Annotated in this window: 12 protein-coding genes and 1 pseudogene; 4 read left to right on the forward strand and 9 right to left on the reverse strand. The window is 53.4% G+C overall.

The features are described 5' to 3' along the window. Positions 1-114 precede the first annotated feature (114 nt). From FKW31_RS16435 to FKW31_RS10800, 6 genes and pseudogenes are all read right to left on the reverse strand, one after another. Positions 115-1,749, reverse strand: a pseudogene (locus FKW31_RS16435) (AAA family ATPase). Positions 1,750-2,005: 256 nt separating this feature from the next. Then, the gene (locus FKW31_RS10780) at positions 2,006-5,191 is read right to left on the reverse strand and encodes a type I restriction endonuclease subunit R (RefSeq protein ID WP_087636582.1); all 3,186 of its coding nucleotides are present in this window, start codon (positions 5,189-5,191) and stop codon (positions 2,006-2,008) included. Further along, positions 5,188-6,483 (reverse strand): restriction endonuclease subunit S, encoded by a 1,296-nt coding sequence (locus FKW31_RS10785; protein WP_087636581.1) that lies wholly within the window; start codon positions 6,481-6,483, stop codon positions 5,188-5,190. The genes FKW31_RS10780 and FKW31_RS10785 overlap by 4 nt, the downstream gene beginning before the upstream one ends. Then, on the reverse strand, positions 6,483-6,800 hold the full coding sequence (locus tag FKW31_RS10790) for a nucleotidyltransferase family protein (protein ID WP_087636580.1): 318 nt from the start codon (positions 6,798-6,800) through the stop codon (positions 6,483-6,485). The genes FKW31_RS10785 and FKW31_RS10790 overlap by 1 nt, the downstream gene beginning before the upstream one ends. Beyond that, on the reverse strand, positions 6,797-7,201 hold the full coding sequence (locus FKW31_RS10795; RefSeq protein WP_202878725.1) for a nucleotidyltransferase substrate binding protein: 405 nt from the start codon (positions 7,199-7,201) through the stop codon (positions 6,797-6,799). The genes FKW31_RS10790 and FKW31_RS10795 overlap by 4 nt, the downstream gene beginning before the upstream one ends. Next, positions 7,198-8,811, reverse strand: coding sequence for a class I SAM-dependent DNA methyltransferase (locus tag FKW31_RS10800; RefSeq protein ID WP_087636579.1), 1,614 nt, complete (start codon positions 8,809-8,811; stop codon positions 7,198-7,200). Before FKW31_RS10800 ends, FKW31_RS10795 begins: the two co-directional genes overlap by 4 nt. Positions 8,812-9,473: 662 nt before the next feature. Between FKW31_RS10800 and FKW31_RS16685 the strand changes: the two genes are divergently transcribed. The 3 genes from FKW31_RS16685 (at position 9,474) to FKW31_RS10810 (ending at position 11,402) form a co-directional block, all read left to right on the forward strand. Next, complete coding sequence (locus tag FKW31_RS16685) at positions 9,474-9,737, forward strand: recombinase family protein (RefSeq protein WP_370513055.1); 264 nt, start codon at positions 9,474-9,476, stop codon at positions 9,735-9,737. 115 nt (positions 9,738-9,852) lie between these two features. Further along, a complete protein-coding gene (locus FKW31_RS16690) occupies positions 9,853-10,101 on the forward strand; it encodes a recombinase family protein (protein ID WP_238332808.1) in 249 nt (82 codons plus the stop codon). 284 nt (positions 10,102-10,385) lie between these two features. Then, positions 10,386-11,402, forward strand: coding sequence for a phospholipase D family protein (locus FKW31_RS10810; RefSeq protein ID WP_150178553.1), 1,017 nt, complete (start codon positions 10,386-10,388; stop codon positions 11,400-11,402). A 498-nt stretch (positions 11,403-11,900) separates the two neighbouring features. Here FKW31_RS10810 and FKW31_RS16695 read toward each other — a convergent pair whose 3' ends face one another. The 3 genes from FKW31_RS16695 to FKW31_RS10825 are packed head-to-tail and all read right to left on the reverse strand — an operon-like array spanning position 11,901 to position 15,576. Continuing rightward, positions 11,901-12,977 carry a TniQ family protein gene (locus tag FKW31_RS16695; protein ID WP_150178554.1) on the reverse strand — a complete coding sequence of 359 codons (1,077 nt, stop codon included), beginning with the start codon at positions 12,975-12,977 and terminating at the stop codon, positions 11,901-11,903. After that, positions 12,974-13,909 carry a TniB family NTP-binding protein gene (locus FKW31_RS10820; protein ID WP_238332807.1) on the reverse strand — a complete coding sequence of 312 codons (936 nt, stop codon included), beginning with the start codon at positions 13,907-13,909 and terminating at the stop codon, positions 12,974-12,976. Before FKW31_RS10820 ends, FKW31_RS16695 begins: the two co-directional genes overlap by 4 nt. Then, entirely contained in the window at positions 13,909-15,576 is a 1,668-nt protein-coding gene (locus tag FKW31_RS10825) for a Mu transposase C-terminal domain-containing protein (RefSeq protein ID WP_150178555.1), read from the reverse strand. Before FKW31_RS10825 ends, FKW31_RS10820 begins: the two co-directional genes overlap by 1 nt. A 429-nt stretch (positions 15,577-16,005) precedes the next feature. On the opposite strand from FKW31_RS10825, the gene FKW31_RS10830 reads away from it, so the two are divergent. After that, a complete protein-coding gene (locus FKW31_RS10830) occupies positions 16,006-16,203 on the forward strand; it encodes a hypothetical protein (RefSeq protein ID WP_010516885.1) in 198 nt (65 codons plus the stop codon). Positions 16,204-16,210 lie beyond the last annotated feature (7 nt).

Raw genomic sequence — 16,210 nt, forward strand, 5'->3', positions numbered from 1 at the left:
ACGCCGTCCACAGGAGGCTGGAAATTCATACGCGCCTGCGCTACACTCTGTCTGCATCGGGTTTTCTTATAGCTTACGAAAATTTCTTTTACACAAAATAGACTTTTTCATAATCTAACCCGATGTACAACCCTTCTGTGAGATTTCCGCGTCGAACACAATGACCCGGTTGCTCGTCATCCCAGATTCCGAAACGCTGCCACGGATCAGATAGTAGAAGTAAAGGAAAGTCACGAAAGTCTTCTCGCCCTCACTCAGAGTCCTAACGGCATTGCTGCCGTCAAGACGGACGATCTCATATAGATTCCCCTGATCGCCCGCAGTAGCGAGCTTGAAGCCACGAAAGCCGAATGAGGCTAGTAACGCATTGATCTCACTCACGGTAGGCTGAACACTTGTGATACCCTTCTCAAGCTCGCGCAATGTATGCTGCGTGGCAGCAAGCTCGTTGCGCTTGATTGTCAGGTTTGCCTCAATGCCGTTGATCGCTTTGTCCACCGCTGTCTTGCTGGAATGGTAGGCATCTAAAATGCTCTTAGTCTCTTCCAGGAGGTATTTCCAGATTTCGGCAGTGAGCATCGTCTTCTGATTGTGTATATCGTCGACGGCTTGGTTGTGTTCATTGATTGCCGCATTAGCGGCCGTGAGAAAATTCCGTATTTCTGCAAATAGGTCAGTGTTGTCCTCCATCACGACGACGGCGCTCGGTTCTTTCTGCTTTCGTGCGATATGCTGCCTATTAAGGGCCAACCGAATGGCCACACGTTCAACTAGCCCAGCCAGTTGATCCGCTTTAATGTAGCGTGAACTCGTCTGTGATATTTCATTGAGCACCTGCAGATAGGTCGTGCTCGCCGCTTCATACCCTGCGACGAGACGCGCGATAGCCGCGATATCGCGATCATAGGCCTCGTCGAAATAATCGCCGATACGCTTCGCGAGATCTGCGTTTACATCTTGCTGGCAGAACGGACATTGCGGCGTGCTCTTTACGAAATAGCCGACGCCCTGCTTTACCCAGTCGCTGTTGCCAAGACGGTCAATCAGAGCGGTGATATTGACATCACCTTGTCCGACGACTTTTTTTGCGAGGATCGGTAACGCCTCCAGTCAGGTTAACTCGGCACTATCTGGGACACGAACCGCATTTTCCCGCGTAAGACCACTTTCGAAGATGACTAACGCACGTTTCTTTAAATCATTGAGCGAATGAAGCGCCGCTTGATTGGAAGCCCTTTCGCTCAGGACTTTGTCGCAGAAGCGAGCCTTTGAGTTGCGCACGCCTGTGAAGGCGGACTGAAAATCAGCGTCATGACGGTTCTTCACCTTCCAACATTCGTTCTCGATATTCTCGCGAAGTGTGGACCGTTCCCTGAGCTTACCGCTTGTGCCATCGGTGCCGCGAAGTACGATATTGCGCGCGTTGATATCGCGCTCAATCTCAGCAATCTTCTTTCGCACCGACTCTATCTGATCCAGAACAGCCGCATCATGCTCGCCCAACGTAAAAATGCCGGGTAGGCTGGACCGGAAATTCCGCTCCACGAAATCGGCATTGTAGACAAGGCACTCAAGAGGTCGATCATTTGTCCAACGGATCGCGCAGCCCGAATGATTTGCCGGAGCCGCGATTACACGAGAGATGCTGGTCTTGCCCGAGCCGTTCGCACCGTAGATAAAATTGATCTTTCGAAGATCAGTGAGACTCTGCCCCCCTACGCTATAGCTGGCGCATCCAGCGATTTTCATTTCTTCAATCAACGCGGCCCCCTCTTTACGACGTCATCGACTTGGTATGAGTAATATACAGCTATGATACCTTTAGCCTTTATTGATAGGTAAGCCGGACGACTTGTCACTGTAATCTTTTCGGTATCGGGGTATGCAAATTCGGACTTGGAACGATGACAGTTGATCGAAAGCATCGATTCAGATTAGTGCCGATCTATCATGGCTGACACTGCCTGAGTACTGACCGGCAGCAAACCCGCCATGATCGACATGATTATAGTTCTCCTTTTCCCGCCCAAGTAGGTGCAAACTGTTCGGCCTGACGCAGAATATGCTGTACAGCTTCGTCCTGCATGTCCGGTGGATATCCATAATGACGAAGCAGACGTTTGACGGAAGTCCGCATCTTGGCGCGTGCCTGCGCCATGACGGTCCAGTCCACTGTGGCATTTTCCCGAATGGTCTTCACCAGTGCTGTGGCGATAACCCGTAGGCTGGGGTCGCCCATAGCTTCCTTGGCGCTCTGGTTCTGGGCCAGCGCGTCATAGAACGCGATTTCTTCCTGTGTCAGGCCCAGTTCTTCGCCCCGGTCGCGGGCGGAGGCCATGTCACGTGCCATGCGGATGAGTTCATCCAGAATTTGAGCGGACGTCAGGGCGTTGGCATGGTAGCGGGCGACAGCCTGTTCCAGCCGTTGTGAGAAGGCTTCGGCTTCCGTGATGTTGGAGCGGGTTCGGCTGCGTATCTGGCCTTCCAGCAGTTTTTTGAGCGCTTCAATGGCCAGATTGCGCTGGGGCATTTCCCGCACTTCTTGCAAGAAGGCGTCCGAGAGGATGGAAATATCAGGCTTTCCAATGCCAGCGGCTTCCATGATGTCGATGATATCAGTGGAAATGACCGCTTTGCTGACCAGTTGCCTGATGGCCAGTTCGCGCTCCTGCGCACTGCGTCCATCGGTGCCATTGCTCACACTCTTGACCAGTGCCGCCCTGACTGCCTCGAAAAACCCGATTTCATCACGCAGTCTGGCGGCTTCATCGCTGGCGGAAGCCAACGCAAAAGCTACAGAGAGCGCCTTGACGGCATCCGGGTAGCGTTTCTGAGCGGCTTTACGGTCTTCATCGTTCTTGGCTGTTGCCATGGCCCGCTGCTGCTGGCCCAGAATATGGTCAAGCGCTCCGGCCATGATGGACAGCTTGGTTTTGGGTGTCGCGCCGTCCTGCAAGGCGGGGCGGTAGTCAAACCCACCCGCCTGACCGGGGTTGAACATGGCCCGCACGATTTCGTAGCGTTCCTGCAAGGCGCGGATGGCCTCACCTTCATCAATGCCGACCTGTTCGCGATCTCCGGCGGAGTATTCGCCCAAAGCTGCCTTCAGGTTCTGGGCAAGACCGATATAGTCCACCACTAGACCACCGGGTTTGCCCTTGAACACACGGTTGACGCGGGCAATGGCCTGCATCAGCCCATGCCCGCGCATGGGTTTGTCTACATACATGGTGTGCATGGAAGGAACGTCAAAACCCGTCAGCCACATGTCGCGCACAATGACCAGTTTGAGCGGATCGTTGTTATCTTTCATGCGCTTTGCCAGAAGCTCTCGCCGAGCCTTGGGCTTTTTACCAATATGAGGCTGGAACGCTGCGGGGTCGGATGAACTGCCGGTCATCACCACCTTGATGGCGCCTTCATTGTCATCATCACTGTGCCATTCAGGACGCAGGCGAATAATCTCATCATAGAGCGCCACACAGATCGCCCGGCTCATGCCCACAATCATGCCTTTGCCCTCAAGGGCAGTCAGGCGATTTTCAAAGTGGGTCACAAGGTCTTCGGCAATCCGACGCAGGCGAGGTTCCGAGCCGACCAGTGCTTCTACGCGAGAGTATTTCTGGCTGAGCTTGTGCTCCTCGTTCTCGGAAAGGCCTTCGACAATATCGGCAAGTTCGTCGTCAAGCTCTTCCTTGAGGTCTTCATCCAGTTCGATACGCACAAGGCGGCTTTCGTAATAGATGGGCACGGTTGCGCCATCCTCCACGGCCTGTGCGATGTCGTAAATGTCGATGTAATCGCCAAAGATGCTACGGGTGTTCACGTCAGCATTTTCAATGGGCGTGCCGGTAAAACCGATAAAGGACGCATTGGGCAGGGCATCGCGCATATGTTTGGCAAAGCCGTAGGAGACCTTGCCCGTCTGGCGGTCGAATTTGGCTTCCAGCCCATACTGACTGCGGTGCGCTTCGTCCGCCATGACCACCACATTGCGCCGATCGGTCAGCATGGGCAGGCTGGTTTCGCCCTCTTTGGGCTGGAATTTCTGCAAGGTGGTGAAGATCACACCACCCGAGCTGCGCCGGAGCAGTTTTTGTAAATCTTCCCGGCTGTCCGCCTGCTCCGGTGTCTGGCGCAAAAGGGCCTGTGCGCCGGAGAAGGTGGCGAAGAGTTGGTCGTCCAGATCATTGCGGTCTGTCAGGACAATGATGGTAGGATTTTCCATCTCCGGGTGGCGGGCAATCACACCAGCATAGAAAGTCATGAGCAGGCTTTTGCCTGACCCCTGCGTATGCCACACCACGCCAACCTTGCGATCTCCGCCTGGGGCAGAAGCCCGCACGGTCTGCGCCACGGCTTTTCGACAGGCATGGAACTGGTGGTAGCCTGCCAGAATTTTGATGGGGCTGCCGTTTTTCTCGCCAAACAGCACGAAGTCATGGATCAGGTTGAGAAACCAGCGAGGCGTAAACACACCGCGCAGCACGGTTTCCATTTCCTCATGATTCTTTGCAACCAGTTCTTCCCCATCCACAGTGCGCCATGGCATGAAGCGGTCACGGTCGGCGGTCAGTGAGCCAATGCGGGCCTCGGTACCATCTGAAATCATCAACGCTTCATTGAAGCGGAACAGCGAGGGAATAAGGCTGCGGTAGGTCTGGAACTGGTTCCAGGCTGAATCCAGCGTAGCGTTCTCGGAACTGGGGCTTTTAAGTTCTACAACGCCAAGCGGCATGCCATTAACAAACAGCACAAGATCTGGCCTGCGGTTGGCCTCGTCCTTTTCAATGACGAACTGGCGCACGACAAGAAAATCATTGTTTTCCGGGTTTTCAAAATCCAACAGGCGCACCCGATCGCCAGACTGGGTGCCATCCTCGCGCACCACATCCACCGGCACACCATTGACCAGATAGTCATGCAGGCGGCGGTTTTCGTCCACATGGTCGGGTGTGTCTTCGCGGATCAGGGCCAGCAGGGCTTCATCGCGCGAGGCTTGGGGAAGGGGTGGATTTAGCCTGTCTATGGCTGCCCGCAGGCGTTTTTCCAGAATGACGTCCGATAACGATGCACGCTCGGGCTTTTTGCCACCGGGAGTAATCTCTGGCCCCCAGACAATGGTGTAGCCACATTCGCGCAGAATATCGCAGGCCCAGTCTTCGATCTCGTTTTCGGACAGAAAGCTCATGCCGCGTCTTCCACCATTTTTTCAGCATCCCGGATGCTGATTTCACCAGACATGAGTTTGGGGAGGAGAAGGTCTCGGAGTTGGGTCAGAGTGCGTGATTCTGCGTCACTTACGATAATCTTATCAAATATGCCCTGACTTTGGGTATCAAACGCTTTGAGCAGGTCGTGTGACGCCTTTATGATGGGAAGAGGACGAAAATTCTTTTTGCTGATCTCTTGGAATGTTGAACCATTCGCATTTTGCAAAATCAGTTCCATACTTTCCTTCATCCAGAGCAAGACGTATGGAGCGGATAAGCTTTGCGTGCATTTTACCCCGATAAAGCCCTGATTGATGGCAAGCGGGACTGTTGTGATTGCTGTGTAGCCAACTGGTGCTCGTGACGAAAGAAGCACAGAGCCAGAAGGTAAAAGCCCTGAAGAAATTTGTGTCAGGCCTTCGTCTGTAATTTTGCGGGAGGTATCGGAAAGAACGGGAGAATTAAGGCCAGACAAGTCCTTGGGTGTGGCCCAGTAATGGTTACCATTCCAGAAAATTGAATTGCTGGTGCTCGGAGTTGATCCGCCAACAATATCAGTTTCATCGCCGATGGGTGAAATATGCCATCCTTCTGGCTTACCCTCATCATCCAGCCTGTCGGGAAAGAGTTCCCATAGTTCTGGTGCGAGATAAGGGGCTTCTCCGGCCATTTTTGCCCGTGTCGGGCCAAAATCGACAAACCAGTCCCGAAACAACGCCCGCGCCATCGCCTCCAGCGTTTCGTTCGTCCGGCGGTTGAGGTCTATTTTCTGTTCAAATTTTATATAGATATCGCCGATAGACTTCTGAATCTTTTTGTCGGGTATAGGGATTAGAAGTTTAGAGAAATCACCTTTCTTGAAATGTGGAATCATCGTTCCAACGTGCATACGTTCAATAGCATCTTGAATAAAAGGAGATCTCAGGGCTGCGAACAAATAATTCGGTTCAATTTTCTGTTTATCAGGACGAATGGCAACCATATCCTGAGCAATACAAAAATCTACTGGATTAGGTGTTAAAGCACATCGTCCTGGAGAACCTTTGAGAACAAAAATTATGTCATTGGGTTGGGGGTGTGCTCGAAACCAAGTATCGTATGTATTCTTGTCGACATAACGAACATTTTCTTTGGTCGGGTATAATGTCTGATTAGAGATGCAGTTTGTTGCAATTAAAGGTATACCTGTTTCTGCTGTAGGGCAGGTTTTTCCTCTATTATCAACAACGAATGACAAAAGTTCATTAAATGGTACATTTACAATTTCCATTACTGAAAAACTCTATTTTTTATTGGAAAAGACTGTTTTTGAATAATTTTTCTAAATATTATCTCTGTCAGAGCCCAATCTAAAACATCCACTTTCCATGGTAGTTCTGACTCTGAGAAGGCTTCCTCCAGCCGTGCTCGTATTTCCAAAGACAAAGGCTTATCACCCATAATTGCCAGATCGAGATCAGAAAATGGCTTGGCCTTGCCTGTGACACGCGAGCCAAACGCCCGCACTTCGCGGTCGGGCACAATCTCGTTGAGTATCCGCAACACAATGGCCCGCTCTTCAGGCGTGATGTCGATTTGCTCCGTCACGCTGTGCGCTCTTTCAGCGTGGCCAGCAGAAACTCGGCTTCTGCGATAAAGTCTGGAATGGTGGCCACAACCTGTTTGGCTGTGGCCTCGTTGTAAGTATGGCTGGTCAGGTTGCGCATTTTGCGGAACACGCTCCACTGGGGCCATGCGCTTTTGAGCAACCCGGCCTCGTTGGCGGAGCGGATCATGTCCGGAAAGCCCATGCGGTCATATTCGTCGGGGGAGGCTGAATTGGCTTCCAGAAAGCGCTTCAGGGTCTTGTGGCTGAGTTCATAGGTAAACTCGAAACGCTGGATCAGTCCGTCCCGCAGTTGCTCATCGTCTGGCTGGACAAGGTGACGCGCCCAGCCTTCCTTCAACCGGTCAAGCGCCCGTTCCAGTGGGGTGAGATACAGCATCATGCACTCTCCTTTTGCACGATTAGCTTGAGGGAGGCGGTAATTTTCGCGTTCAGTGCGTCGGCCTGCGCAAACTGCTCTTTCAGGGTCTTCTCAAGGGCTGCAAAGCGTTCGGTAAACGGTACGCTATCTTCCTCGACTTCCTCTGCCCCCACGTAGCGGCCCGGCGTCAGCACAAAGCCGTGCTGTTCCACCTCGTCAAGTGTAGCGGATTTGCAAAAGCCCGGACTATCCTCATAGGTACCCGCGTCCTTTTCTTCACGCCATGCGTGGTAGGTGTCGGCAATGCGGGCCACGTCCTCGTCCGTCAGTTCCCGGCGAGTGCGGTCAACCATCGTGCCCAGCTTGCGGGCGTCAATAAACAGGATTTCTCCGCGCCGGTCTCGCCAGCCCTTTTGCTTTTTGGTGCGGGTGAGGAACCACAGGCAGGCCGGAATCTGGGTGGAATAGAAAAGCTGTCCTGGTAGGGCCACCATGCAGTCCACCACATCGGCTTCTACCATCCGGCGGCGGATTTCGCCCTCGCTGTTCTGGTTGGAGGACATGGAGCCATTCGCCAGCACCACGCCAGCCGTGCCATTGGGAGCCAGATGCCATAGGATATGCTGAAGCCACGCATAGTTGGCATTGCCCGCAGGCGGCTTGCCATACTGCCAGCGCGGATCTTCCTCCAGCGAGGCATTCCACCAGTCCGACACGTTGAACGGCGGGTTGGCCAGAATATAGTCAAAGCGCAAGTCTTTCAGCTCGTCGCGAAGAAAGCTGCCTTCATTGTTCCATCGGATATCCGCGCCAATACCGCGCACGGCAAGGTTCATGCGGGCCAGACGCCAAGTGGTGTGGTTGCTCTCCTGCCCGTAAATGGCAATATCACCCAGCTTGCCACCATGGGTTTCCACAAAGCGTTCAGACTGCACGAACATGCCACCAGAGCCACAACACGGGTCATACACCCGGCCCTTGTAAGGTTCGAGCATGGAAACCAGCGTGCGCACCACGCTGGAAGGCGTGTAGAACTCGCCTCCACGCTTGCCTTCGGCTCCAGCAAACCCGCCAAGGAAGTATTCATAGACCCGGCCCAGCACGTCCCGCGCCTTATCGTCCGTATCGCCCATGCCGATATCGGAGATCAGGTCGATCAGCTCACCCAGCATGACGGTATCAAGGGCCGGGCGTCCGTAATCCTTGGGTAGCACGCCCTTGAGCTGTTCCGGGTTGGCTTTCTCGATGGCCAGCATGGCCTCATCAATCATCTTGCCGATATTGGGCGAGCGGGCATTGTCCTTGAGATGAGACCACCGAGCTGTCTCCGGCACCCAGAAGATATTCTCGGCCAGATATTCGTCAGGATCTTCCGCTGCTGCCGGGTCTTCCAGCATCAGTTTAGCATGCCGGGCTTCAAACGCGGTGGAGATGTAGCGCAGGAAGATCAGGCCAAGGGCCACATGTTTGTAGTCTGAAGGCTCAAGGTTCTTGCGCAGCTTGTCCGCCGCCAGAAACATCTGCTGTTCAAAGCCCAGTGTCGCGGTCGCTGCCTTGGCCTTGCGTGCTTTGGTGGTTTTCTTAGGAGCAGAGGCAGCATCAGGGTTTTTACGTGGACGACCGCGTGGCATGAACACAAAGCCTTAATATGACAACAAAATAGAGCTGCATTTTGGCCTATTCTAGCCGTCTGGTCGAGTAGGAAGGGCGGGATTGTGGGTTTCCGTTACAAGGTAACCGTCAAAGTCCACGTACTGATCGTATTGGTAGCAAACTTATCGGCGAACATGGAACAGATCCTCCAAACGCTCTCAAATCCTATTGCTCGTGAAATCAACTTGCGGAGAAAAGCTGAACTCCATTGATACGATAAATGAGACAGATAAGCGGTCTCGTAATAATACATTCAACAGTGAGCTTCTATTTGATTTACTCTATTAGGCCATTAACTTCAAACTCTGTCTTTTATCGAAAACAGGCCCCCTTCCCCATACCTACTTGCGATAATTCCCTTTATCGCAAGTAGGTTGGAGACCATAAAAAAAGGCCCCGTGTCGCGTTTCCCTGGATGATGACAAAGATCACATTGACGCTGCTTCGGGCCGTTTTTTGAAGCCTAATTGACTGCAAAATGTTCCCTCATTCCTGACAAAAAATACCCTGGTTGATTGCACTTGAATCTATACGAACGACCGTCGGCACGCGCAGGTGGCTTGGCCACCTTTGCAAACGATCGTTTACGAATGTCTTCTTGAATTGTAAAAATGGACTCAGAAGGAGCTTCGTCGCCGTGGTGCCACCCAAACCTGGAAAAACACCCGTTGGCGGCCGTCTAATTGGCTACGCTCGCGTCTCCACAGACGATCAGGGCACCGACGCACAGTTGAATGAGCTACGCGACGCTGGCTGCACGATGATTTTCGAGGAACATGCCTCCGGTGCCGACCGGAACCGCCCTGTGCTTATACGCCTGCTAAGGGATATGAACGCTGGTGACACCTTGGTCGTGGTCCGGCTCGATCGTCTGGCCCGCTCGGTCAAGTCACCCTTGGGGTGATGTCGTACGTGTCCTGAATCGTGGACACCCTAGCTCCTCGCCTCACACTCCGGGAAAACCATGGACCGCGGAACGATTGCGTCGAACGGTCCGGCGACTGGCCAGTGAGGGAATTGTGGAGAACAGCCTGCTGGACCGCGCCCGACCACAGCATGGCGATGATCGGCTGATTCGTCTGGTCGCCGGGATCAAAGCGGCAGCACCCGATCGCACCTTGCAGCAAATTGCTACCCAGCTCGAAGCCATGCACGAAAGAACTCCGCGCGGCGGTACGCGCTGGCATCCTTCCTCGGTCAAGCACTTATTAGTCCGCGCTGAGCGCCTCGGCCTCACCTTCCGTAGCAGCCCACAATCTGCCTCCTGAGCGTTGAGAGCACTTGATCATACCGCAAGTATGTGTTCGGTTCTGACCCTCTTGATTCTGTATAGAATTTCCCTGGAACGAACACTTCGTCTTATTCCGTTGCCTCAAGAATATTTTACACTGAACAGGCTGCTTACGCCTCATACCCGTCACTCGATTATAGTGAGTTATTTCTTAATAGCGGACATTGTAATAATGGACTGATAAACAATGAAATTGACTCGGGATAGGTGAGGTTCCCTAATTAATTATAACTGATATGACATAATTAAAGGATAAGTTCATTGAGCATAGAATTTCTTTCAGGCCGCCAACTTTCGAAGGCTATTTTGAAAGTTATCGATGGAGAAAATATTAGATGTGCAGTAGCATTTTGGGGGGAAACACTTGTTAATAGCCTACAAACGAAATCCTGTATTGCCATTCGACTTCGCAAAGCAAAAATAGTCTGTAACCTTGCAATGGGTGGCACAAATCCGCGCGCTATAAGGGCACTTGGCGCACCAGATAAACCCGAGATAAGGCATGATGACAATTTGCATGCCAAGGTTTACCTTAGCGATGCTGGAATGGTCGTCAGTTCAGCAAATGCTTCGGCAAATGGGATTGGCGTTACTCACGGACCAGCTGCCTTTATTGAAGCGGGTTCGTTTTTCCCGCCGCAGTCAAAGCAGTGGGCCGCCGCACTAGTCTGGTTTGATAATCTATTTAACGATGCAGCTATTGTTGATGAAAAAACGCTGGTCCGCGCTGAGCGTCTCCTCTCATCACAGTGGGATTTGCGTGAACGACCACATTTGCCCGGGTCATTATTTGATTTCGTCGCGCGTAACGCAAACGGATTCAAATCAATCGGTTTTGTTATCACCGAAACCGAGACCACTGAAGAAGAACGTGAAATAGTTCGAAAAGATGCAATAAAGAAAAACCCAGGGGAAAAAGACGCAGTAAACGCTATAGATGACAATTGGATGTATATTGATTGGGAGCATAAAGATATCTCATTGTGGCCTCATACTTTCATTTCAATGCACTTGAATGAAGACAGGGAATTGGTTGAAGTTTGCGGCGGCGAAGTGAAATTCTGCAGCTCAGAAAAAGGATACGTTCTGGCAGATGGTATCCATTGGAATCAGATACGTAAATTAATGCCTCATGGTGCGCCATTGTTGTCAATGATTAAACAGACGGATGGCGAAACGGCTTGGAATCTTCTTAGGGCAGAAAGTGAAGAAACTGGAGGGGTGATGTTTCCTAATGCTCAGGAATTAGCGCGTGCTTTAGCAATGTTAGATGGTTAATTTTCCTGATACTTCCCTAGTTATTGAATAAACAGATGCCCCACCCGAACTACAGTCTATCAAGGATCAGATGGGCAAATACTGCTGAGGAGGTCTGTGATGCTCACCACTGCGGACCTAAACATGGATATTCAATATTATCCGACGCTCTGGACCACGTAGCCTTTACGGAATGTCCGCGCCAAGCAATTTACCACCCCATAACCGACCTTCTGTTTACCCCCCTAATACGCCTTACCATTTCGAGCGATTGAGCATCTCTGTTTCGGTCACACTCTGCCGCATGCTGTCCGGCCGGATCAGACCATAAAACAAGGCAGCGTTATTGGCAGCAGTTCTCTCGGAAGTGCCGGTGGCAGTGAGTGTAAGGCGGTTCGCAAGACGTAACAGTACGCACTCAAGAATGGCAACACCGAGCGAACGATGCAGCGCCACCGTTCAATAGTAGTAGCCTCACGCTCTCAGCCATGAACACGCCGATTAACAGAATGGCAAGAATCATGACGGGTATGCTCCCTTTTCAACAGCCGCGATGACGGTGCAAAGCGCTGCCCCCGCCGGCTGTTCCCACTGGATCGCCCGAGATCGAAGCCATCTCCGTATTGCTGTCGGCAGCCATACCATCAGGGACGTGGCATCCATAACCACCGTGGTACGGCCACAGATCCTCCAATGGTGACATTGCTTGCCGCTCTCAAGGCTACTCAACGCTGCAGCGGCAATCGCAATTACGCCATAGGCGGCTCCAAGCGGCAATGCAGCTAATGTGATCGGCTCGCTAACCGGGGCAAATGCCTGCCCGGGTTTCCACTCAGGCAGAAGGATCCGTGGTTCACAGCGCACCCTTGTGGCAAAAACCAAACAGAGCGTCAGATCGAGAATAGCCGATAGGAGCGCTTGGGCTGAGCGTGTGAATCCCCACGACCGTTTTAGCTTGGCGCCCCCAAGAGCAGCCTGCAGATCCCTCTGCAACGCCAAAACCAACCGGTTCAACGAAGGGGTGATACAGATGCCGAAAGCGCCTATATACTCATGCCGCTGCTCCTCAGCCTGCCACCCTCGAACCGGCCCGACAGGACGGGTGCAGATTCTGCAAGCCAAACCATGGAAACCGTCGGAGCAGTAGAAACCGCATTTCCCCTCGAAAGTACAGCGGCGACAAGCATCTTCAAGAAGGACTTGGTGCTGCGGGCACAGAACGCAACATCCTAGCCGCCAAATTGCGCGCCCATAAACCTCTCTCCGCGTCGAAAGATCATCGCGCACACAGTCCGGACACCAAACAACAGTCGTGCGATGCCAAGACGAAGCACTGCCATCCTCGCCAGCAATCCGCAGCATGCTGATCGTTTCCGGCGCAACGCTGGTCGCTTGAGCCAACGCCACTTCCAACCCTGCATTCTTATGATAATCAAGCCTCTCTGCAGCGCCCACGGTCGAGCGGCTCCAACCGGTCACGTGAGTCAGAAGATTGTCGGCCTCCAAATCGTACCGTGCCGCGATCCGCCCTATCCAGGATGACAACGCCTCATCGTCGTGCGGCCGCGGCACGATGGGAAGCGGAACTATGGTCATAGCAAAGCCTGCCTCGCACGATTACGAGCGGATAGGCCGACTGGACGGCCAGGCGTGGCCACACCGCGCCAAATCTCGGGATCCTCGAAACTTCGCAGTTCGATCTTCTCGCGCCCAGCGTGAATCGCGGCAATGGCTGCACGCTCGAACGCTTTGCACATGCCAAGCGTGATCCCACCGGTCCGCTCCAAGAGAAGGCGTCGAAGTTTTGGAGAATCTACTGGCGACGGCTCGCGCAGCGGCAAGCTCCAGGTCAGCCGCGTAATAAAGTCGCGCATATCCTCGCCGAGCACCCAAGGCGATAGCTCAATATCGCTGAACCGGCTCCGTAGTTGGCTGTCGGAAAGCAAGGCGTGGCGGGCTTCCGGCACACCAACGCCTACAAAGGCAAGACGCAGCTCGTTGGACAGGAAGCGCAGCAATTGGAGGAATACGCGCTGTTGCCGTGCTGATCCGGCCAATAGCGAATTGAGTTCATCGATGACGACCACGCGTGTGCCAAGTTGGCGCAATAACCGCACGGCCGGATCTCGCACTGGAAAGCCGTGTGTGAAGTGGCTTGGCGAGGGCGCGTTCAATGCCTGAAGGAGCTGGTTGAAGAACTGTACTTCCGTTGGCTGGTGCGGCATCAGCATAACGACGACGGGCTTACGCTGAATTCCTACAGTGGAATCAAATTGAGTAGTATTCTGCCGCTCGAATTTGCGAACGAGCATGGTCTTACCCATGCCGCTTTCGCCGACCAGCAGAACATTCTCCATCCGCTCACGTGGTGGTTGCTCAAGCGCCTCCTGTAAATACCCCAGAACCCGATCAGCGGCGGCGTGCTGCACCCACCGTTCGGCGCGGATATGAGCAATCCGTGCCTCGGCATCGAGTCTGGCAATCGGTCGCACATCTTCAGGTAGGTGAGCGCATTCAGTCATTGCCATCACCAGAATTCCACGCCACTGGCTTCGCCCTCAGCAGGCATGGGCACTTTGGCGTCGTCATCATGCAGATCCCCACCCAGCCGCTCCCCGTTCGGTCTGGCCTGCATCGCCGCGCATTCGGCGCTTCCTAGCCGCGCAAGCGCACGGCGTGCTGCCTTGCTGCGTGACTTCGCCTCCAGCAGCACCCGCCTCTGCTCGGCAACAGCTGCAAAAATGGCGTGCTCGTCGACACCTCGACGCCCTTCTGCACGAAGCCTGCGGATTGCCTCTCGATGCTCCCAAAGCGTAATAGGCTGGCGACCAAGGTCTGCGTATGGCACCCGAACATGGCCGCCGGTCGGCAACTCGACAAATACCGCGCTGAGATCACGGGGATCATATTTGACTCGCAGCTTGCCAGGGCCGTGATCCACTAGGTGCGCCAAGGCGCCATCCTGATAGACGATGCCAAACATCCGGACGCCGTCGCGACGAATAATCCGCTCTTCGAAAGGTAGAAAATCGAGCAGCAATGCCGCAGCGTCCGACGGAGCACGTAAATTCATATTGGAGACACCGTCTGTCCACGCTGTAGCCGGTGTGCGGCCTAAGCCAGAATGAATTTCATTGTGATAGGGCCCCAGCACCTCAAAAGCTAGGATGCGTTCGAACTCCCGAAACGACAGGATCGCCGTGGCTTCGGAATCATAATTGCCACGCGCAACAACATTGGATGAGGTCGACCCGGGAAAGGCATGAACCCGTCCCATCAGGGTGCCCATCAGCCGCTCAATGTGACCACCAAAGCGAGGGGTGGCCGGCGGGCGATAGGCGATACGGATACCATACTGCTGGCACCCACGCTCAAAGGCACGGGAATGAAACTCCCTGCCATTATCAACATGAATAACCTCAGGTAATCCATGTGCAATCCAGGAGAGTTCAATACCCCGATCTGCAAGCCAATCTGCCTTCGGTAGGACCGCTTGCGAAACCGCTAAGGCGACCGATGTCGCGCTGGGAGCGTCAAGCGACAAATATAGACCGAGCACCATGCGTGTATGCACGTCCAAGACCAACGTCAGCCAAGGGCGGCCAATGCACGCTCGGGTGACATCATCGACCAACATGATATCGACTTTAGTGTGATCGATCTGGACAACGTGAAGCGGCCGCTCAGTAAGCAAGCCGATCTGGACGAGCCGAAATTTATCACCAGCAGCTTCGGCCCCGTGACGCGCTTTAATACGTTCCCGCAAGCTGCGTGCAGAAATCCGAGCACGGATCGCTTTCATCGAAGGCGAAGGCAATCCTCGCGCACGACAATTTTGAGAAACGTCCCGCAGGAGCTTTTTCAGAGTTGGCTTTTCCCTTTTGAGATAGACATTTTCGATCGCCGTCTCAATTTGGGCATCAACTTCGGCATCGAGCTGCCGAACTCCCTTTTGAGGACCTGGTTTCCGAGATAGCAGGGACGTCGTTACCGGGTTCTGCCGGAATGCCGACAAAAGCCCATAGATGCGGCGCGTGCTCAAGCCAAGCTGCCGCGAAGCCTCAGCAACCCGATGCGACTTGAGATGAGAAGTCTCAAACAGGGGGCGAATAACAGCCTCGCGTCGAACCGCCTCAGCCCAGTCAGCATCCGAAGGCGATGTCAGCGATTGCGTGGGTTTCTGTGGCTGCGGCATGCAATACCAACTTTTGCCATTATTCAGGGTAATTTTGCTATAATCTTGGTGATTTTGTCAAGAATTAAGGTGTTTGTAATCCCTTGGAATCTCGGAGAACTTTACTGCAACGAATCAGGTCATTCGACAGGCCCCGTGTGTCGAAAACCAGAAGATGATGATAAATCTGCCAATCAAGCAGAAGTCCCGACAACCACGCGGACAGATCCAGGCATTCCGCTTACGCCTTTATGTCGGACATAAAAGTGGGTTGGCTCGCCTTTCGCATAACGGACATAGTCCGCGCAGTCCCCCGCTATCACTTGGAGCCGAGAGTGGGGTGATCGTTATGGGAAATAACCAGCAAGAATACAGGCGCTTAGGTTGGCCGTAGCAAGACACGCCCGAAGCCACTGGGCAGGGAGTATAAATCATTTGGATCGGGCAACGATGCTTTCGGTTTTCGGCCTTGACACGATGATGTTCGGTGCGGGCGGCAATCCAGATTTTCTGGACAGCGTCAAGATTCATGAAGGCAATTCCGAACCCAACCAGAAGGTCGAGCCAGACCGAATGGTGGCCGAGCGTGATACGGAAGCAGTTTTCATTCTGGGTTCTATTGGCATATCGGACATAATCTTCAAGTAGTTCTGTG

This window comes from Acetobacter sp. DmW_136, assembly GCF_008690365.1.
GTDB lineage: Bacteria > Pseudomonadota > Alphaproteobacteria > Acetobacterales > Acetobacteraceae > Acetobacter > Acetobacter oryzifermentans.